The following is a 19,125-nucleotide window of genomic DNA, read 5'->3' as shown; positions in this document are numbered from 1 at the left end:
GATCTCCCGGACCAGGTTGCGATGGCCTCTAGTCGTCACCAGTTGGAAGGGCACGATGTCCAGGAGGTTTCGCTCGAATCCATTGGCAGGGTGGCGTCGAGCAAACAAGAAATGCTCACTTCGAACGAGGATTGCATTTGGACCGCGTTCTCTCCCTGCAACGTCGAGGCTGAACTAGCTCCGCGACTGCACGTCGCGAAAGGCGTGGTCAATGGCGACGAATTCGCTCGCATGCTGAAGACGGTTCCCTATGAGGCAGCGCCATTGCGGTTCGGTCGGTTTCACAATTGTGTGGCGCATCCGATCGCCGTGGCTCTCGTCACCCGGAACAACCAGGTCATCGCCGAAACGATGCGCATCTACCGCTATGTCAGGTCGCAAGTGACAGAGCTTGAATATTTGGTGGAAGACGATGCAGGCGCGCATCTGAAGGCTGAAACAGCGACCGAGATCGATGCGGACGTGATCATTCCCATGCACTACTCCCAAGCGTTCGGCCATGTGGTCTTTGATATGGTTCCACAATTGTTGGCGTTTCGTGATGAGATCATTGCTGAGCGGTTGCGTGTTGTCCTGTCGACGAAAGCGCCAAAATGGTTGATCAGGATGCTGTCGGTCTGGGGCTTCCTTCCACACCATTTTCTTATCCTCGACGCGGCCAGCACCGCTGTCTACAAGTTCCGTTCGGCCATTGTCTCCAATGCTCTGACCACGTTCACCACGTTCTTCCCGCATCCGGAAACAGCCGATCTGATGTCGCGAACGCTCGTGCTTCCCCCGGCGGTTCAAGACTATCCTGCCAGACGGATATATCTCGGGCGTTCAAGCGAAACCACAAATTCCGGTAGGACGATAGCCAACGAAGCCGCGCTTCAGGCTGCGCTGGTCAAGCGTGGTTTCAAGGTCATCGATCCGGCCGTGCTGGCTTATTCGGACCAGATCGACCTTTTCACAGATGCCGAAATTATCGTCGGAGCGCATGGGTCCGCCTTTGCCAACCTGATATGGTCGAAGGCGGGAACGGTGGTTTTCGACTTGATGCCCGACGCCTGGATCAATTTCTGGGGTGCCGGCGGCGGAGTAGTCGAATTATGGATCAGCCGTATCTGTGCCCTGAAGAAGTTCGACTACAATGTCATATTATGTGACTCTAATGGATCATCTGAAACGTGGCAGCCAAAGACCTATGCCATGCAGTCCACGGTTGACGTTGAAGTGGCCATGGACCACATCGATCAGGCGATAAAAGAGCTACACAAGGCCACCCGATGATTAGTCAGCGCGATTTTCAGGTCTTGTCCAATCTTGTTCGCAGGGACGTGAGCAGCAGGTTCAAGGGTTCGTTTTTCGGGATTGGTTGGGCGCTGTTAACGCCGTTGCTCACCCTTTCCGTTTTCACCCTGATGTTTGGCTCCGTGTTCGGCGTCAAATGGGCCGCCGCAGGTGCCAACCAGAACCACTCCGTCGGATTCTTTGCGCTTGCCCTGTTTTGTGGCCTCATGTTTTTCAACTTCTATGCCGAGGTTCTGTCCAAATCGACGGGGGCTATATTGAACAACGCGACCTTCGTGAAAAAGATCGTCTTTCCGATCGAAATTCTGCCGGCGGTGGTCACCGGTTCCGCGATGGTGCAACTCGGAATCAGTCTGGCCGTGCTGCTGGTCTTTACCCTGATCATAACCGGAAGCCTGTCGCTCTATATCTTGCTCGCTCCCCTTACGATTGTTCCTTTCGTCCTGCTGGTGCAGGGAATTGCGTGGGTCTTGGCCTCTCTGGGGGTCTATTTTCGCGACATCAGCCAGATGATCGGTCCGGTTCTGACGGCGTCCATGTTTCTCTCGCCCATGTTCACGCCCCGAACATCGATGCCGGAATGGCTTCGGCCCTGGGTGGTTTTAAACCCGCTGACGGTGCCGATCGAAAATTTCCGTGCCGTCGTCCTCATGGATACCCTGCCTTCATGGTGGGCGCTGGCCGCCTATTTCTGCGTTGCCTTGATCGTCGCGCTGCTAGGCAGGCTGTTCTTCGAGAAGACACGAGGGGGATTTGCCGATGTCATCTGAGCGCGATAGCCGGCCCTTTGCGATCAAGGTTCGCAGCGTCACCAAGCGATACACGATGTTCGAGCGGCCGGAAGACCGCTTCAAGCAGATGATCGTGCCGCGATTGGAACGTTTAGTGGGCATGCAACCCCGCCGCTATTACAAGGACTTCGCGGCTCTCAACGACATCTCCTTCGAACTCGGCCACGGCCAAGTGATTGGCATCATTGGCCGTAATGGATCGGGAAAATCCACGCTGCTGCAAGTGATCTGCGGAACGCTTCCACCGACCAGCGGTACGGTTGAAGTCAACGGCCGGATCGCGGCCTTGCTTGAACTCGGTGCCGGCTTCAATCGCGAATTCACCGGGCGTGAGAATGTCCACCTCAATGCCTCCATTCTCGGCGTCCCACGGGAGGAGATGGCCTGGCGTTTCGAGCAGATCGAAAGATTTGCGGAGATCGGCGACTTCATCGATCAGCCCGTCAAGACCTATTCGTCCGGCATGTATATGCGACTTGCCTTCGCTACCGCGATCAATGTCGATCCCGACATCCTGGTCGTCGACGAAGCGCTTGGGGTGGGCGATGAGGCGTTCCAGCGCAAATGCATGGCCCGCATCGAGCAGATCAAGGACGCCGGAGCTACTATCCTGTTTACCTCGCATGGCGCCCAGACGATCATTCAATTGTGTACCAGCGCAATTCTCATCGATGGCGGCGAGAAGATATTGGAGGGCACACCCAAGCGGGTGGCCAGCCAATATCAGCGGCTTGTCAATCTTCGTGGCGAAGAGGCCAGACAAGTGCGTGAAGAGATCAAGACGCTTGCCGGCACTAGCGATTCGGACGGCCCGCCGGTGATTGGCAATCATGCACCAGCGACGAAGTTGCCGACGCAGAGACCCGAACAGTCGGAGATCGTTGATGATGGTTTTTGGGACCCTGCGCTTACCAGCCAGACCATCACGCCATATGAAGAGACTGGTGGGCGCATTGCCGACGTGCGGATTGTCAACACCGGTGGGGAAATGGTCAACGTGCTGACCCAAGGCTGTGTCTACGCGGTGCAATATACCTTCACTGCAACCACGGACGTCGACGATCTCGCGTTTGGCACCCTGTTCAAATCCCCTTACGGTGTGGAACTGTGTGGGGGAAATACTGATCGGGTGCCGGATCTTCGGCTGAAGAGCTTAGGGGTAGGCGAGTCTGTGCAGGTCAACTTTGAGTTTAAGTGCCTGCTACGGGCCGGAGTTTATTTCATCAACGTTGGAGCGATGGGGAATGCAAATTTTGAAAGACAATACCTTCATCGCATACTTGATGCCGTGATCTTCAAGGTTATGCCGGCCCCGGATGAGGTTGACTACGGCTTCTTCAGCCTGGGGATGACCTTCAAGTTGACCCCCGCTGATTTGACCTCGGACACGCCCCTAGTTCGCAAGATTGCAGCCGCCTGAATTTGTTCCGCATCCATTCGGGGCACCGTTCGATGACCAACGATCAAAGACTTCCAAGCGCTTATCATCGCACGGACGCCATCGCCCGAGCGATGGAGTCAGGCGACCATCGCCAGATCATCGGTGGAATGTGGGATGAAATCGGCCGCTTGCAATTCGACTTGCTGGTCGATAATGGCCTGCAGCCCCGTCACAGGCTGATTGACCTTGGCTGCGGCAGTTTCCGGGGCGGGGTCCACTTCGCCAATTATCTTGACGCGGGTAATTATTTCGGCGCGGACATAAATGCTAGCATCATGGACGCCGGATACGACAGGGAACTGGCGCCGTTGGGACTGGCCAACAAAGTGCCGCGGGCCAATCTGCTGGTGACCGGTGATTTTGATGTTGGCAAATTGGGTACCACGTTCGACTACGCCTTGGCCTTGTCGCTGTTCACGCACCTGCCAATCAACCTCATTCGAACTTGCCTTGAGAAGCTTCGGCCGACAATGGCGACTGACGGTAGGTTGTTCGCGACTTTTTTTGTGTGTGATGATGGCCTGCCATTGTGGCGGCCTATCTCACATCCGAGAGGCGGCATAACCACTTACGGTGACGCGGACCCGTATCATTATAAGGTCGCCGACATTGAGTTTATGGCGGGATCGACAGGCTGGCACATCGAAAGAGAAGTTCGCTTCGATCATCCTCGAAGCCAGCGCTGCTTCGTGCTAGCCACGGCGTGACGCACGCCGTGCCCCGTATTCGGCAACCGCCGCAGTACCATCTCTATGGGTTTGATACGCTGACGCCCGCCATCGGACCGCCCAGTCGTAGAGTTGCTGATCGATCTCGGTCAACGTCGCCAACAGGTCCAGGGTCGATGACGGCAGTTCTTCTCGCATCGTTCGGACCGGCGCTGCGTTGATCCGGAAAACGTTCGACGATGTATCGCCAAGCGCGGCGAAGATTGCGGCGTTGTCGGCCTCGAAATTCTCCACCAGCCCAACGTAATCGAAGCGAGCTAGGTTGGCTTTGGCCCGATCGAGGAGCTCGTCCGGCGGCAACCCGCCTGGCTCGATATCGCTCTTGCCGACCAACGAGGCGCCCCAGCCCGACGCCAGTTGGCATGCTTGATGATTCCACATGTGCGAAGCGAACTTGGAGTCAGCCGTCTCTCCTGCCCGAAAGAACATTTCAGCATCGTTGTCATGTGCCAACGTATTGATTTCATACTCATCTCTCGTCGCGCCACGACAGTAGCTGTAATATGAAAGCAGCCGTTCAACGGGATCCCGGAGGAAGGTAAAGCTGTAACGTCCCGTCATGAAGCGTTCAGCGTAATCGAAACCGAAATGGCCGGATACCATCATCAAGGGTTCGAGTTGTTCCGGTGTGCGGCTGAGATAATCGCCGTGCATGCAGCAATTTTCTCGATCATACAGCTCGGATGCCTTTGCAAGTATGGACGTCCCGGCGGTCTTCTGAATATGAAGGAATAGAGCAGGTATCATGCAGGTATCACATCCAGATAACGGAAAAGTGAAAACCTACTTGCGCTGACAGCGTCGCAGAGTCAATTGGGCTGTCGCCTTTCGAAAAGATGCGATCTTCCGACTTATAGGAGCGGGCGCGCGGGGGGCAGACGAGACCAACCCAGTCACCCGCTCGGCCATCGCTTCCATATCAGGAACTCTTTCCGCATCCATCGAACGGCCGGTGCCTTGCCGCGATATTGAGCGCCGTTTCACGAACGATTTTGACCGACTTCCAATAGTCGTCATACTCATCCCGATTGTCAGCTTTGAATGTCTTCAAGATATCATCATAGGCGTCCTGCAGAACCGTGCTCTCGGGGTTGAGATTGGTAACGACGACCAACCCGGTCGGCGCGCAGTCCGTGACAGTCACGGATAGATCGGGACGATACTTCAGCAGGGTGGGAACTACCTTCCATACGTCACCTGCCCACCACCCTGGAAAGTTGTTGTCAGCAGGTTCGATCGCCGTTTTCATATCCCTGGTGGTCATCTTGTAGCCGGGAGGGAGACAGTCGTGCAGCAGAATGATTGAGCCTTCCGCGCACTCTCTTTCGGTGTTGATGAAATCGCGCAGGAGGAACTCGAACAGATGCATGCCGTCTAGAAAGGCCAAATCTACAGGCTTGCCCAAAATCTTGCTCGGACGCGTTTTCTTGAAAAAATCGTCGCTGGTCTGCTGATAGAGAAAGCAGCGGGGCTTGGAGCCAATGATGTTCTTTGCACAGACAAAGTAGGGATCGACCGCTACCGTTTCACACTTGGCCAGCTCAAGAGTATTTCCAAACTGGACTCCAACTTCGAAATAGGATCGCGGCCTTAGGGCCGAGTGGATATCGGCGATCGTCTCTAGGTAGCTTTTCCCGACGACATCTGGTCCGTGGTTGGCATCCTTCATTCGCAAGTACTCCAGGCGAGTCGATATTGATCTGTGTGGTTGCCGCTCGTATCATCGTGGCCTGACACTGCAATCAGATGACTTTGGCAAGGTCCTACAAACGGGCCGTCAGCCGCTCAACCACCTCGTCGCACGCGGTGTACCAAGATCTGCACCGCCAGCCGAACGTAGCGGCCATTTTACCGCAGTTGAGGCGTGAATTCGCAGGACGTTTCGCCTTCGTCGGATAGTCTGACGTCGAAATGCCGCGCACCGCAGCGTACGGCCTGCCCCTTTCCAGACTCGTTACGAAGACGCGCTGTGCAAACTCGGCCCAATTTGTGTCGCCGTCGCCCGCCACATGGTAGACGCCCCACTCCGCAAACTTCAGGTCCGCCTTGAGGTGCCGCGCCATATGAAAGATGCCGTCGGCGATATCAAGTGCCGATGTTGGATTTCCCCACTGATCGGCCACAACCGAAATCTCGTCGCGGTCGGCGGCCAGCCGCAGCATGGTTTTCACGAAATTCTTGCCGAACGGGCTGTAGACCCATGCCGTGCGCAGGATCAGATGGCGCGGATTGGCCGATGCAACCGCCTGTTCGCCGGCAAGCTTGGAGGCGCCATAGACGCTGCGCGGTGCAGTGGCGTCGGTCTCGACATAGGCGCCAGGGGCGGTGCCGTCGAAGACATAGTCGGTCGATAGATGGATGACGGGAACGCCAAGCTCCGCCGCGGCTTGCGCCACCTTGCCGGCGCCGACGGCGTTCACCGCGAATGCCAGATCGGGCTCGTCCTCGGCCTGATCCACCGCCGTGTAGGCGGCAGCCGACACGACGATATCCGGCTTCGCGGCCGCGATGGCTTCGATCACCGTGTCGGGTCTTGCGAGGTCGAGTTGCGGACGGCCAATGGCGATGACCTCAACGCCGGCGGCCGCCTGGGCGGCCTCCAGGAGGCTTGCCGCGACCTGCCCGTCGCGTCCGGTGACAACCAGCCTCACGCCGCCCCCTTGCGTGCTTCGCCCAGCCGTTCACCGGCATAGCGCTGCTCGCGGATCGGTCCCCACCACCATTTGTTGTCGAGAAACCAGTCGACGGTCTTGGCAAGGCCGCTGTCGAAATTCTCATTGGGCGTCCAGCCCAGGTCCCGGCCTATCTTCGAGGCGTCGATGGCATAGCGGCGATCGTGACCGGGGCGGTCGGTGACGAAGGAAATCAGGTCGCGATAGCTCTTGCCCCCTGCCCGCGGCCGCCTGCTGTCGAGGAGATCGCAGATCGTCTCGACGACGCCAAGGTTCGTCCGCTCGGAATTGCCGCCGACATTGTAGCTTTCGCCGGGCAGTCCCCTGGTCGCGACAAGTTCCAGCGCGCGTGCGTGATCCTCGACGAACAGCCAGTCGCGCACATTGGCGCCGGCGCCATAGACCGGCAGCGGCTTTTCGTCGAGCGCATTGAGGATGACCAGCGGGATCAGCTTTTCGGGAAAGTGATAGGGTCCGTAGTTGTTCGAGCAATTGGAAAGCACGACCGGCAGGCCATAGGTTTCGTGCCAGGCCCGCACCAGATGGTCCGAAGCCGCTTTCGAGGCGGAATAGGGCGAGGATGGCGCGTAGGGCGTTTCCTCGACGAACATGCCGCCATCGAAGGGAAGATCGCCAAACACCTCATCGGTCGAGACATGATGGAAGCGGAAATGGCTCTTCCTGTCCTCGGGCAGGCCGCGCCAGTACTCCAGCGCGGCATTGAGCATCTTGTAGGTGCCGACGATGTTGGTCTCGATAAAAGTGCCCGGCCCATCGATCGAGCGGTCGACATGGCTCTCGGCGGCAAGGTTCATGACGATGTCGATATCGTCGCGCCGGAGGATATCGAGCACGGCCCTTTCGTCGCAGATATCGGCCTGCGCGAAGCGATAATTGTGTGCGTTCTCGATCGGCCGCAGCGAGGCCAGGTTTCCCGCATAGGTCAGCTTGTCGAGATTGGTCACCCGATAGGCCGGGTTGGCGCATAGATGCCGGCATACCGCCGAACCGATAAAGCCAGCACCGCCCGTCACCAGAAAATTCATGCCGCTGTCCTCAAATAACCCATCAGGCGAACACCTCGGCGGCAGCCAGCAGCGGCGCCTTGAGGTCCTTGTCCGAGAGCTGGAACCCGCCAGTCAATGACGGCCATTCGATGCCGATGGCGGGATCGTCGAAACGGATCGACCGGTCATGCGCCTGCGAATAGGTATCGGTCACCTTATACAGGACCTCGGTGTCGGGCACGAGCGTCACGAAGCCGTGCGCGAAGCCTTTCGGCACCAGAATCTGGTTGCCCTTTTCGGCCGACACTTCGAGAGCGACCCATTTTCCGAAAGTTTTGGAGCTGCGGCGAATGTCGACCGCAACGTCGAGAATGCTGCCCCGGATGACGCGCAGCAGCTTGTCCTGGGCGCGCGGCGCAAGCTGATAGTGAAGCCCTCGCAAGACGCCCCCCGCGGCGGAATAGGAATGATTGTCCTGCACGAAAGCCAAGTCTATGCCGGCCTGCGAAAAGCGCTCGGCATTGTAGGTTTCGACGAAGAAGCCGCGCGCGTCGCCATGTCGCTTCGGAACGATTTCCAGAACGCCATCGATGCCAAGGGGCCTGACTTCCAGCACCTAGGCCTCCGACAGGTCGACGACACGCCGGCGCAGATAGGCGGCATATTCGTTCTTGCCCAGGTGATCGGCGCGACGCAGAACCTGGTCCACAGTCAGCCAACCCTGTTCAAAGGCGATCTCTTCGGGACAGGCGACCTTGATGCCCTGGCGGTGCTCGATGGTGCGCACGAAGGACGAGGCCTCATGCAGGCTGTCATGGGTGCCGGTGTCGAGCCAGGCATAGCCGCGCCCCAACCGATGCACATGCAACTGGCCGCGCTCAAGGTAGACGTTGTTGACCGCCGTGATCTCGAGCTCACCGCGCGCCGAGGGACGGATGGCAGGGGCGATGTCGACGACGTCGTTGTCGTAGAAGTAGAGACCGGTGACCGCCCAGTTGGATTTCGGCACCTGCGGCTTTTCCTCGATCGTCAGCGCCGTTCCCGTGGCCTTGTCGAAGGAAACCACGCCATAACGCTGGGGATCCTCGACATGATAGGCGAACACCGAAGCGCCCTTTTCGCGCGAGGCAGCGTCGCGGCAAAGCTGCGACAGCCCATCGCCGAAATAGATGTTGTCGCCGAGGATCATCGACACGTTGTCCTTGCCGATGAAATTGCGGCCGATGATGAAGGCTTCCGCCAGCCCGTTGGGCTGCGGCTGCTCGGCATAGGACAGGTCGAGCCCGAACTCCGATCCATCGCCAAGCAGATCGCGAAAAACCGGCAGGTCACGCGGCGTCGAAATGATCAGAATCTCTCGGATACCCGCGAGCATCAGAACGCTCAGCGGATAATAGATCATCGGCTTGTCGTATATCGGCAGAATTTGCTTAGAGACTGCTAATGTTAGTGGATAAAGACGCGTTCCACTGCCTCCAGCAAGGATAATTCCTTTCAAGAAGCTCTCCTTGACATGCCTGAACCCCCCGGTCCTAGCCGCCCGTGCTTAGGTTCCATGCACTGGCTTGTCAATCTCGGCGTTCGTCAAACGACTGGGTCACGATCCGGCGCCAATCCATGGCCAATTCAGGCGACGCATTGCTATCGTCTTGCCAAAGCCGGCCTGACGGGAACAAGCAGATTGTCATCATGGGCGGCGGTCGACTCGCCTCTCTGGCTCAGCCGCTCAGCAAGTCCCTTGTGAAAGATAACGCCATTCATATAGGCGAAGGTCATCGCCAGTGCCGCCGTTCGCAAGGGATAATCGACCAGGGAATGAACGAGCAGAAACGATACTGAGAGAAACGCCATTTTCTGCAGCGGATCTCGCCGTGCCGTAACGGAAAACGCAAAAAGCAATATCGCGTAAGCTGCGACCAGAAAGACAACAGGAGCGCCACCTTCAAGTGCCAATTCCAGATAATCATTGTGGGCGTGATTGACGTAGGGCTTGAAGATCATCTCTCCCTTTTCGTAAATCTGATAGACCTTCGGAAAACTCCCAAAGCCGACGCCCGTCGCCCAGTTCTCTTCAATTCCCGCGATCGTCGTGCGGGCAAATTCGGCCCGTCCAAAGGCCGGGTCAACCACTTTCGCATCGATCTTCGTCCACGCCCCGATCGTGTAGAGTGAGAGCCCGATGAAGACAGCGGGTATTCCATACCCGCCCAGCCTCGAGCGCGCGGACAGAAAGACGACTGATACCATGGTGATCGCCAGCCCTATCAGAATACCGGCGCGCGAACCGGCGGCCAGAAGCAACAGCAGCAGCGTTATCAAGCCGAGCGACCCGGACAGAAGGTGCCCGCGAAACAGGCCGTAGTAGACAACGAAGGGGATGGAGACGAAGAGCAAAGCTGAAAAATGGTTCTGGTTGGCAAACAGTCCCGCATTGATCGTGAACGGCAACAAACCCTGTATGGCAACCCTATCGGAGAGCGAATACTGGATCGCCGCAGCCAGTCCGTTACAGATGACACCCATGAAAAAGAAGGGCAGAAGGCCGTAGACCTGATCTGGGCGCAAGCGGGTGACGCTCAGAAAGAATGCAGCCATCGCCACGAAATACAACAGACACTCGATCGTACGTCCCACGCCGACACTGACGAAACGCAGCCCGGTTTCACCGCTCAGCCACGGATTTGCAAGTAGAACCTCAGGCCGCAATCCGCTCAACAGGGCGGCAGGCAGCGGCACGATTTGAAAACAGAACACGGCCCCTTTGAATTCGTCGATCTCCGAGACCAAAGCAAGGGTTTCAGGGGTGATTTGCAGGAAACCGATCTTCATGGCCATACCTAAAAAAATACCCAAAAATACCCAATAGCTCAAGAATCGACCTTACCCAATAAAGCACTCCCGGCGCCTTGTATGGGAAACGCCCAGTCACAAGGCAAACGGATTAGAGAGTGGATTCGACAACAAAATTCAAAAGGTGCATGATGGGTTTGGTGTCGGGGGATACCTTCATGAATTGGCGTTGGTTTTCGACCGCAACAGTTGTTGCGTTCATCTCAGGCTGCACTGCCGACTATTTGAATAATTATGACTCGGTGACGCTCGCTGCCGGCGATGCGAACCGCTCAAATATGCTTTTGCAAACTGTCGATCCGTTCAATCCGAATAGCCAAAACACGCGTATTGAAGGCGACGGAGCGCGCGCGGTGGCAGTCTTCAACGGATACCGAGGTGCGACCCGAGCCCGTAGCGCTGATTTGGACTGTGCAGGCGGCAGCGGAAACAATGCAGTGGTTGCCCCTGGGGTGCAGATCACAGGCTCTGATCCTAACGGGCTCGATGGTGATCGCGACGGCATTGGGTGCGAGGGAAAGTAGGTTGTCTCGAACAAGGAAAGGAGGGCTAGGCTGGCTCGCAGTCATTGCGTTGGCCGCGTATTATTATCCCGTTCCGTACCAGAGACCGGGCATTACCTCGCCAAATCCAAAGGCCACCGTTGAGATCAGACCGGAGGCCAGCAATCTCACCCAGAGCGTTACACGGCAGGTCGAGGAACCGGCCGCACCCAGTCAGCAAACCAACGGGGAAGTGCTTCAAGGCCGCGCATCGGCAGTTGATGGCGATACAATTGAGATCAATGGGACGCGCGTTCGGTTCAACGGCATCGACGCACCCGAGTATGATCAACAGTGCGAGGATGCGAAGCACTTTCGGTATTCATGTGGATGGCAGGCCAAAACTTCCCTCGAAAAATTCATGGCTAAATCGAAGCCCTTACGATGCGAGTTTGTCACTTGGGATCAATACGGACGCTTCGTTGGCAATTGCTACCGGGCGGACGGAGCCGACGTGGCGGCCTGGCTCGTCAAGAATGGGCTGGCCCTCGACTGGCCCAAATACAGCCATGGCGGCTATGCATCCCAACAAGCGGTCGCCAAGGCTGCCAAGCTCGGCCTGTGGAAAGGCTTCTTCGAAGACCCATGGACGTGGCGCGCCGAGCACGCCGAAGATACGCAGCCCGCGGCCAATCAGCCTCTCGGTATCATAGGCCGTCAGGCTCAGTCACAAGGCTATTCGTGCGAGCCTCGCCGTAAATGCTCTCAGATAAGCTCTTGCGCTGAAGCCCAATGGTATCTCAGCAACTGCTCATGGGGCGGCAGGCTGGATCGCGATAGTGACGGGATCGCGTGCGAAACGCTTTGCTAAATACCGAGAACGACGGAGGACTGGTCAGTGGCCCAACAGTCGAGAAATTCCGGTTTGGAGCCCCTCTTTCTCTCTTTTGGTCGGTGCGGGTACACTGGTTTGATCCTACGGTGATCTATTACCGGGGCTAGTCGCAACAGGATATCCCGTTAGGGCTTGCTGATCGGTTCGCTGCTAGGCACATTCACCGCATGTGCAATCTCTACAACATCACCACGTCACAAGAGGCGGTCCGCCAGTGGACCCGGACTTTGCGGGACATCCTAGGCAACCTTGAACCGTCCGTTGACATCTATCCCAACCAGCCCGGCCCAGTGGTGCGTAACGCCCCTGAAGGCCGTGAGCTAGCCAATCTCCTGTGGGGAATGCCGACGCCGGCCGAGCGCGTCAAGGGCAAGGCTGACTACGGCACTACCAACATTCGCAACCCGCAGTACAGCCATTGGCAACAGTATGTCGGCGTCGAGAACCGTTGCGTGGTGCCGGTAACAAGCTTCGCAGAGCCCAGCCCAACTCCTGGCGATAAAGACCGCGAGACAGGCATTCAGCGGAACTATTGGTTCGCGCTCAATGAGGACCGCCCGTTATTCTTCTTCGCTGGCCTCTGGACGCCATGGCATGGGGTCCGCAAGGTAAAGGACGGCCCCGGCGATTTCGAGCTTTACGGTTTCATGACGACCGCGCCCAATGCCCTCATCAAGCCGATCCATGAAAAAGCTATGCCGGTGATCCTGAGGACGCAAGAGGAAACAGAGACTTGGCTGACAGCGCCATGGTCGGAAGCGAAGCGGCTACAACGCACGGCGCCGGATGATGCTCTTGTGATTGTCGAGAAGCCTGCCACACAGATCAAGTTTCCCGAGCAGGCACCAGTACCGCCAAGCCAAGGCTCGTTGTTCTAGATGGCTGGCCTTCGGATACTCTCGGACGTTGCACCGGGCCTTGCGATTGCCATCTTTCTTACAATCTTGGTCGTGATGTTTTTTCGTCGTAAGCGGCGCTAAGCAAATCGGCGGCACGTGATTGAAATGTTGGGCTGTTAGCGCCAGTTATTCATCCCTCCAGATCACGCGTCGTACCATGCGGATTTCAACAAGTCGCCTCACGCGTATCTTCATGCCCTCCGATGCGCTTGGCAGCAGAATGTCCACATCAAGCTCGCGGCGTTTGCAGCGCTCGCAGCGCATGTGCCGGTCAACGTCCCAAAACGGAATGTCCCCCACCAATTTGGCGAGGTCCCCGGGGAGATAGTGGCGTGTAATGTTGCAGTTGATGCACCGGACACGGATTAGCTGACCAACCTCATGCGCTCGGCACAGGGTCTGGACAAGGCGGCGCGGTCGTCTGCTCTGTTCCGGCATAGCCAAAAATAGGAATGAGTTCCTCGCCGAGTCAATTCACTCTTGACATTTATGTTCCCTTTTTGTTCACTACGCCCATGCAGCGTATGGAGTAATGCCATGGATCGAATTGTGACACTGAACAGCCGCCAGGAGGCTGCCCTCCAGGCCCACGCCGAGGATTTCATTGCAGTCCACAAGGGTGATGTGATGAAAGCGCTCAAGGAAATGATCGTGCTCAACGGGCACCTTCAGGAACGACTTGACGCACTCACCCCGCAGCGCCGCGCGACGCGTTAGGAGTAGGCACCATGGGCACAATGCACTTCGACACCGAAGCCAAATCCGAACTGCACTCTGAAGCGGTGAAGCTGATCGCCCGCTACGACAGCCCTCTTGAGACCGTGAAGGCGCTCATGGCCTACAACTGTGAGCTTGAGACCCAGATACTCGCCATCGCCCATCGGCATCCGGGGATAGTTTCAATCGGGTACGATCCTACTCCGCCTGTGCTGGAGTGACCTTCAATGAGCCGCCTGATCTTTGCAGGAGAGCTTGAGAGCGCCGCCGACCAGATAGCGGACATATCCCGCGCCGACCTTCAAATTGTACTTCGTAGGGCCGCCCTGATGCTTAGAAACGTCGCCGGTGTCGATCTGGGCACGAGAACAGACGAATTACTTTTTGGAATCGCAGCGGAGATGGAAGTTTCCAAGTCCGATTTGATCAAAACGATCGTCAGCGATTGGCTAATTGCCAATGCTTATCTGCCTGTTCCGCTAGAGCTTGACGAAGGCAACGAGACACCATTTAAAATCTGAGCATGAAACCCGGCGTCTTCCGCTATGCCCGCGCAAAATACGCCTTGTACCACTCGACGAACCGCCCGACGCCCTCGGTCACCGTCGTTGTCGGGCGGTAGCCGACCGCCTGCTCCAGCGCCGAGGTGTCGGCGAAGGTATCGGGCACATCGCCGGGCTGCAGCGGCAAGAGTTCGACGATGGCTTTGCGGCCAAGCGCGTTTTCCAGCGCCTCGACATAGGCGGTCAGCTTAACCGGGTTGTTGTTGCCTATGTTGAAGATGCGCCAGGGGGCGCTGCTTGTGGCCGGATCGGGACGGCTGGAGTCCCAGGCGGCATTGCCCGTGGCCGGGTTGTCGCTGGCACGGATCACGCCTTCGGCGATGTCGTCGACATAGGTGAAGTCGCGCGTGTGGTTGCCGTTGTTGAACAGCTTGATCGGCTCGCCAGCAAGGATGTTTTTGGTGAACAGGAACAGCGCCATGTCCGGGCGCCCCCAGGGGCCATAGACGGTGAAGAAGCGAAGCCCGGTCGTCGGCAGCCCGAACAGATGGCTGTAGCTGTGCGCCATCAGCTCGTTGGCGCGCTTGGTCGCGGCGTAGAACTGGAGCGGGTGGTCGGCCGGCCTGTGCTCGGAAAACGGCATATCGGTGTTGGCGCCGTAGACGCTCGAGGTGCTGGCATAGGTCAGGTGCGCAACGGCGCTGTTGCGGCAGGCCTCCAGCATGTTGGTGTAGGCGATGATGTTGCTTTCGACATAGGCATGCGGGTTTTCCAGACTGTAGCGAACCCCGGCCTGGGCGGCGAGATGGATCACCCGGTCGAATGCGTGGTCGGCAAAGCAGGCGTCGACCACGCTCTTGTCGGCGAGATTGCCGCGGATGAAATGATAGCCGGCATTGGTCTTGCGGCTCGCCTCGTCCAGAAGCCGCAGCCTCGCCTCCTTGATTTCCGGATCGTAGTAGTCGTTGACGTTGTCGATGCCGACGACCTCGTCACCGCGCTCCAGCAGCCGCTTGGCTACGTGATACCCTATGAAGCCGGCCGCGCCGGTGACCAGAACCTTCATCAGAAGCGCCCATCCGTGACATGCCTGGGGAACAGACCCTTGATGTCGTAAATGACGCCGGGGGTCTTGCAAAGAGCCTGCAGGCCGTCGACGCCCAGCGCGCGGAACTGCCTGTGGCCGATGGCCACGATAACGACGTCAATGTCCTTCATTCCTCAGGTCCGGACAATTTTCCTCAAAGGCCACCCCCATCACCAGAATCCGACTGCCAACGACCAAGAGCTACGACAGCGCGGCTGCTCCAGCAAGCATCTATTTCTCGGATCAACAGTGCGGGAACTTTTGATCAACAGAATTGCTTGATGCGATTGAAAAGATACCGTCTGCAACGCACCAACGCCGAACGATAGGGCCAATAATGCGATGTAATTTCCAGCACCGCTTCGGCGATCAACCCCTTGGCAAGTCGCCTGGGAGCCGAGACAGATCGATCTAGAGAGCGGAGATATTGCGTTCCGAAGCAGCTGTATGTTGGTGTCGTCGGGACGGCAACCTAGTCAGATGCGTATGGCCGGCGGAAGCCAGCACGGTATCGATCATCGGCCAGAAGATCGGCCAAATATCCTGAAAAATTCGAAATATATCTTTATAATTACGTATTTAGCAGAAGCCAAGATCGGCCAGACATGGAAGAAAGCGTTTCAACTACATTCACCCGTTCCCCGACGGCAATGGCCGCGTCAGCCGTTTGATGAGCCACGCCATGGCCCTTGAGGCTGGGATCGCCGCGCACGGGCTGTGGTCGATCTCACGCGGTCTAGCGCGCGGCGTGAAAAGCCGCACGGACTACAAGCGCATGATGGATCATGCCGATATGCCCGCCAGGGTGATCTCGACGGACGTGGCAACCTCTCCGGGCGCGCACTCGGCGACTTTACGCTATGGTTCATGCAGGTGTGCATCGATCAGGTGAACTTTATGACCGGCTTGTTCGATCTCGACACGCTCGCGAAGCGGCTGCGTCGCTACGTCGAGCGCAGTGGCCTCAAACCCGAAGCCGCCCGCCTCCTGGAGGAAGCGCTAATGCGCGGCGAATTTGAACGCGGCGAAGCGTCTCGCATTAGCGGACTGCCCGAACGCACGGCGCGTCGCGTGTTGAATGAGGTGATCGCGCTCGGTCTGTTGGCGTCGGAAACACCCAAAGGTCCGGTGTCGCTACGCTTTCCGGCCGACGCATTGGATTCACTGTTTCCGAAGCTGTTTCCAGAAACCTAAGTGTGATTACTTGGCAGACGCCACGCTGAAATCCGCCAATCACCCCACGCCAGCCAAGGCTTGATTGCTCAAGCCGCTGGTCTGCTCGGGCTTCAGCCGCGCTTGAGCAGCGTCCAGACGGCCGGCACCAGGCTTGCCGCGAGAGCCACCTTGATCAGGTCGCCGACGATGAACGGCACGACGCCGAACTGCCACGACTTTTCCGGACCGATGAGCAGCGCCAGCCAGGCAAAGCCCATCGCCATCATGACGACTTCGCCAACCAGCATGGCGTTGAAAAGCTTGATCGGGTGGCGGTCCCAGCCGCGATCCGCCGCCCAGCCGACAATGGCCGCCATGACCACGAAGCCGGCGAGATAGCCGCCGGTCGAGCCGAGCATGTAGGCAATGCCGAGACCCTTTTCAGGCGTGCTCTGGAAGACGGGGAAGCCCATGGCGCCCTCGGCCATGTAGAGCAGCAGGGTGGCGACGCCGAGACGCATGCCGAAAGCGGCGGCAATCAGCAGCACGGCCAGCGTCTGCATCGAAATGTCGACCGGCCCGAGCATCACCTTGGTCTTGGCCGACAAGGTCAGCACAAGCGTTCCGGCGATGGCCAGGAAAAGCTGCGTTGCCAGCCGCGCCGCGCCGCTTTGCGGCAGAGCCAGAGAAACAAGCGGACGCATCGTAGTTGCAATTGCCATGGTATTTCCCCAATCCGATTGCCGCTACCAGATGTTCGCGGCCTCACATCCTCCTATATTGGCTTGCGTGTTATGCGGCAATCGGTTTTGCCGTTTCCCGAAACAAGGCACCGATGCATGGCACTGAAGTTCGATACCGGCTTCGACCCCCTCTATGGCCAGGGGGTGAGCGTCGCCCCCGATGTCCAGCGCATCACGGCCCGCAATCCAAGCCCCTTCACCTTTCACGGCACCAACAGCTACATAATTGGCCGCGATACGCTGGCGGTGATCGATCCGGGGCCGGATGACGAGGCGCATCTGCGGACCCTGCTCGAGGTGATCGCAGGCCGGCCGGTCAGCCATATCTTCGTCAGCCATACGCATCGCGACCACTCCCCGCTGGCGGCCCGGCTGAAAGAGCGCACCGGCGCCATCGTGCTGGCCGAGGGGCCGCACCGGCCGGCAAGAGCCCTGCACATCGGCGAGACCAATGCGCTCGACGCCAGTGCAGACATGGCTTTCGTTCCCGACATCGCCCTTTCCGACGGCGAGGCGGTCGATGGCGACGGCTGGTCGATGAGGACGGTTCTGACCCCGGGCCATACCGCCAATCATGCGGCGTTCGCACTGGAAGGAACCGGCATCCTGTTTTCGGCCGATCATGTCATGGCCTGGGCAACCTCCATCGTCGCCCCGCCGGATGGGGCGATGGCCGACTACATGGCCTCGCTGGACCGGCTGATCGACCGCGAGGACCGCTTGCTGCTGCCCGGACATGGCGGGCCGGTGACGGCGCCGCGCGCTTTCATGCGCGGGCTGAAGACGCACCGCAAGATGCGCGAGCGCGCCATCCTGGAGCGGGTCCGGGCCGGCGACCGGACGATCGTGGACATGGTCAAGGCGATCTACAGGGATACCGATCCGCGGCTGCATGGCGCCGCCGGATTGTCGGTGCTTGCCCATCTCGAGGATCTGACGGCGCGCGGTCTGGTTGTGACCGATGCCGCACCGGCCATCGACGGCATTTTCACGCCGGCCGGATAGGCAATGCAGCCCACTGCCAAGTGCCCGTGCCTCACTCGGCCGGCGCGGCGCCAACCTGACCGGCGACTTCCTGGTCGAGCTCGGCAAGGAAATCGACAATGCGCGCGGCATTGTCGCCAAGGTCGTAGCGACCGTAGCGGGACGCCGACCGCATGTCGACGATGACCGTATCGCCATCGTCCGTCACGCGGATCGCCACATCGGCGGGAAGGCCGATCACGAAGCCCTTGGCGACGGCGGTGATGGTCACCTCGCTTTGCCCGGCGAGATCAGGATAGGGTTCCGATAGATCCCAGTCACGCCGATCGAGTACAGTTTCGACGGCATTGACGACAGTCTCGAACGGCAGGTCGTAGCTGCGTGCGCTGACCAGCGGATAGCTATCGGTCTGCAGCCGCTGTTCCCCAGGCGTCGACGGCGCAAGCACGTTCATATCCTTCGTGCGGTCGCTCACGTCCAGCGCCGGCGGTTCGTCGAAATCTGTCGAGATATCCCTGAGCGGCGGATAGATCGTCGCCCAGTAGGCGGCGACGCCGTAGGGTACGAGCACCAGCAGCGCCAGCAGCGCGCCGACCGTCAGGTCGCGACCGCCGCGGTCGCCGAAATTCCAGAGCCGCGAAAAGGCAAACCCGGCAAACAACAGCGCCATCGCCGCCAGCAGCGCGACAATGCCGAGCACCCACAGAAAGACAGGTGTTTCGACGAGATCGAAGCGATGGCCGACAAAGACCGTCAGCAGCAGCACCAACGAAAAAGCGGCCGTGCGCCGCGACCATCCGGCCGCCCTCGACGTTTGCCGTTCAGGAATACTTGCCATCGATTGCCGCACCACCCCAACCCGAACGGAGACTTAGAAC

The 19,125-nt window shown here is 58.5% G+C and carries 23 protein-coding genes; 12 read left to right on the top strand and 11 right to left on the bottom strand.

Annotated elements, in window-relative coordinates:
* Positions 1-21: 21 nt before the first annotated feature.
* Genes P3C39_RS15855 through P3C39_RS15840 form a run of 4 tightly spaced genes read left to right on the top strand, consistent with a single transcriptional unit; the run spans position 22 to position 4,232 of the window.
* Positions 22-1,272 (top strand): glycosyltransferase family 61 protein, encoded by a 1,251-nt coding sequence (locus P3C39_RS15855; RefSeq protein WP_275953705.1) that lies wholly within the window; start codon positions 22-24, stop codon positions 1,270-1,272.
* Complete coding sequence (locus P3C39_RS15850) at positions 1,269-2,063, top strand: ABC transporter permease (RefSeq protein ID WP_013532720.1); 795 nt, start codon at positions 1,269-1,271, stop codon at positions 2,061-2,063. The genes P3C39_RS15855 and P3C39_RS15850 overlap by 4 nt, the downstream gene beginning before the upstream one ends.
* Positions 2,053-3,504, top strand: a complete 1,452-nt coding sequence (locus P3C39_RS15845; RefSeq protein WP_275953706.1) for an ABC transporter ATP-binding protein — start codon at positions 2,053-2,055, stop codon at positions 3,502-3,504. The genes P3C39_RS15850 and P3C39_RS15845 overlap by 11 nt, the downstream gene beginning before the upstream one ends.
* Before the next feature lie 32 nt (positions 3,505-3,536).
* Positions 3,537-4,232, top strand: coding sequence for a class I SAM-dependent methyltransferase (locus tag P3C39_RS15840; RefSeq protein WP_013532722.1), 696 nt, complete (start codon positions 3,537-3,539; stop codon positions 4,230-4,232).
* On the opposite strand, the gene P3C39_RS15835 is transcribed toward P3C39_RS15840, so the two are convergent.
* The 7 genes from P3C39_RS15835 to P3C39_RS15805 all read right to left on the bottom strand — a co-directional run bounded on the left by P3C39_RS15835 (position 4,218) and on the right by P3C39_RS15805 (position 10,803).
* The gene (locus P3C39_RS15835) at positions 4,218-5,000 is read right to left on the bottom strand and encodes a sulfotransferase family 2 domain-containing protein (RefSeq protein ID WP_275953707.1); all 783 of its coding nucleotides are present in this window, start codon (positions 4,998-5,000) and stop codon (positions 4,218-4,220) included. The genes P3C39_RS15840 and P3C39_RS15835 overlap by 15 nt on opposite strands.
* 172 nt (positions 5,001-5,172) lie before the next feature.
* A complete protein-coding gene (locus P3C39_RS15830) occupies positions 5,173-5,922 on the bottom strand; it encodes a class I SAM-dependent methyltransferase (protein WP_063167689.1) in 750 nt (249 codons plus the stop codon).
* Between the two features lie 94 nt (positions 5,923-6,016).
* Complete coding sequence (gene rfbD / locus P3C39_RS15825; protein ID WP_275953708.1) at positions 6,017-6,904, bottom strand: dTDP-4-dehydrorhamnose reductase; 888 nt, start codon at positions 6,902-6,904, stop codon at positions 6,017-6,019.
* Positions 6,901-7,971: a dTDP-glucose 4,6-dehydratase gene (gene rfbB, locus P3C39_RS15820; protein ID WP_024503667.1), complete on the bottom strand. Its 1,071-nt coding sequence runs from the start codon at positions 7,969-7,971 to the stop codon at positions 6,901-6,903. The genes rfbD and rfbB overlap by 4 nt, the downstream gene beginning before the upstream one ends.
* A 22-nt stretch (positions 7,972-7,993) precedes the next feature.
* Complete coding sequence (gene rfbC / locus P3C39_RS15815) at positions 7,994-8,548, bottom strand: dTDP-4-dehydrorhamnose 3,5-epimerase (RefSeq protein WP_275953709.1); 555 nt, start codon at positions 8,546-8,548, stop codon at positions 7,994-7,996.
* Entirely contained in the window at positions 8,549-9,430 is an 882-nt protein-coding gene (gene rfbA / locus P3C39_RS15810; RefSeq protein ID WP_013532727.1) for a glucose-1-phosphate thymidylyltransferase RfbA, read from the bottom strand.
* Between the two features lie 143 nt (positions 9,431-9,573).
* A complete protein-coding gene (locus tag P3C39_RS15805; RefSeq protein ID WP_275953710.1) occupies positions 9,574-10,803 on the bottom strand; it encodes an O-antigen ligase family protein in 1,230 nt (409 codons plus the stop codon).
* Between the two features lie 77 nt (positions 10,804-10,880).
* Here P3C39_RS15805 and P3C39_RS15800 point away from each other — a divergent pair, with 77 nt between their 5' ends.
* From P3C39_RS15800 to P3C39_RS15775, 6 genes are all read left to right on the top strand, one after another.
* Complete coding sequence (locus P3C39_RS15800) at positions 10,881-11,306, top strand: calcium-binding protein (protein WP_224674090.1); 426 nt, start codon at positions 10,881-10,883, stop codon at positions 11,304-11,306.
* Between the two features lie 49 nt (positions 11,307-11,355).
* Positions 11,356-12,135, top strand: coding sequence for a thermonuclease family protein (locus tag P3C39_RS15795; protein WP_244514276.1), 780 nt, complete (start codon positions 11,356-11,358; stop codon positions 12,133-12,135).
* A 191-nt stretch (positions 12,136-12,326) separates the two neighbouring features.
* A complete protein-coding gene (locus tag P3C39_RS15790) occupies positions 12,327-13,037 on the top strand; it encodes an SOS response-associated peptidase (protein ID WP_013532730.1) in 711 nt (236 codons plus the stop codon).
* 558 nt (positions 13,038-13,595) lie between these two features.
* Complete coding sequence (locus tag P3C39_RS15785; RefSeq protein ID WP_013532732.1) at positions 13,596-13,775, top strand: hypothetical protein; 180 nt, start codon at positions 13,596-13,598, stop codon at positions 13,773-13,775.
* Positions 13,776-13,786: 11 nt separating this feature from the next.
* Positions 13,787-13,996, top strand: coding sequence for a hypothetical protein (locus P3C39_RS15780; RefSeq protein ID WP_013532733.1), 210 nt, complete (start codon positions 13,787-13,789; stop codon positions 13,994-13,996).
* A 6-nt stretch (positions 13,997-14,002) separates the two neighbouring features.
* Positions 14,003-14,296, top strand: a complete 294-nt coding sequence (locus P3C39_RS15775) for a hypothetical protein (RefSeq protein WP_013532734.1) — start codon at positions 14,003-14,005, stop codon at positions 14,294-14,296.
* A 22-nt stretch (positions 14,297-14,318) separates the two neighbouring features.
* On the opposite strand, the gene P3C39_RS15770 is transcribed toward P3C39_RS15775, so the two are convergent.
* Both P3C39_RS15770 and P3C39_RS15765 read right to left on the bottom strand, forming a co-directional pair.
* Complete coding sequence (locus tag P3C39_RS15770; RefSeq protein ID WP_064995160.1) at positions 14,319-15,344, bottom strand: NAD-dependent epimerase; 1,026 nt, start codon at positions 15,342-15,344, stop codon at positions 14,319-14,321.
* Positions 15,344-15,496 carry a hypothetical protein gene (locus tag P3C39_RS15765; RefSeq protein ID WP_198327529.1) on the bottom strand — a complete coding sequence of 51 codons (153 nt, stop codon included), beginning with the start codon at positions 15,494-15,496 and terminating at the stop codon, positions 15,344-15,346. Before P3C39_RS15765 ends, P3C39_RS15770 begins: the two co-directional genes overlap by 1 nt.
* Positions 15,497-16,262: 766 nt before the next feature.
* Between P3C39_RS15765 and P3C39_RS15760 the strand changes: the two genes are divergently transcribed.
* Entirely contained in the window at positions 16,263-16,559 is a 297-nt protein-coding gene (locus P3C39_RS15760) for a hypothetical protein (RefSeq protein ID WP_275953712.1), read from the top strand.
* A gap of 92 nt (positions 16,560-16,651) precedes the next feature.
* Here P3C39_RS15760 and P3C39_RS15755 read toward each other — a convergent pair whose 3' ends face one another.
* The gene (locus P3C39_RS15755) at positions 16,652-17,242 is read right to left on the bottom strand and encodes a biotin transporter BioY (protein ID WP_027164125.1); all 591 of its coding nucleotides are present in this window, start codon (positions 17,240-17,242) and stop codon (positions 16,652-16,654) included.
* 117 nt (positions 17,243-17,359) lie between these two features.
* On the opposite strand from P3C39_RS15755, the gene P3C39_RS15750 reads away from it, so the two are divergent.
* Entirely contained in the window at positions 17,360-18,268 is a 909-nt protein-coding gene (locus tag P3C39_RS15750; RefSeq protein WP_275953713.1) for an MBL fold metallo-hydrolase, read from the top strand.
* 31 nt (positions 18,269-18,299) lie between these two features.
* Here P3C39_RS15750 and P3C39_RS15745 read toward each other — a convergent pair whose 3' ends face one another.
* Complete coding sequence (locus P3C39_RS15745; RefSeq protein WP_275953714.1) at positions 18,300-19,085, bottom strand: DUF1499 domain-containing protein; 786 nt, start codon at positions 19,083-19,085, stop codon at positions 18,300-18,302.
* Positions 19,086-19,125 lie beyond the last annotated feature (40 nt).

Origin of the sequence: Mesorhizobium sp. XAP4 (assembly GCF_029269325.1) — a bacterium.
GTDB classification, from domain to species: domain Bacteria; phylum Pseudomonadota; class Alphaproteobacteria; order Rhizobiales; family Rhizobiaceae; genus Mesorhizobium; species Mesorhizobium ciceri.
The sequence above is the reverse complement of the archived record's forward strand: the minus strand, read 5'-3'. Positions and strand labels throughout refer to the sequence as shown.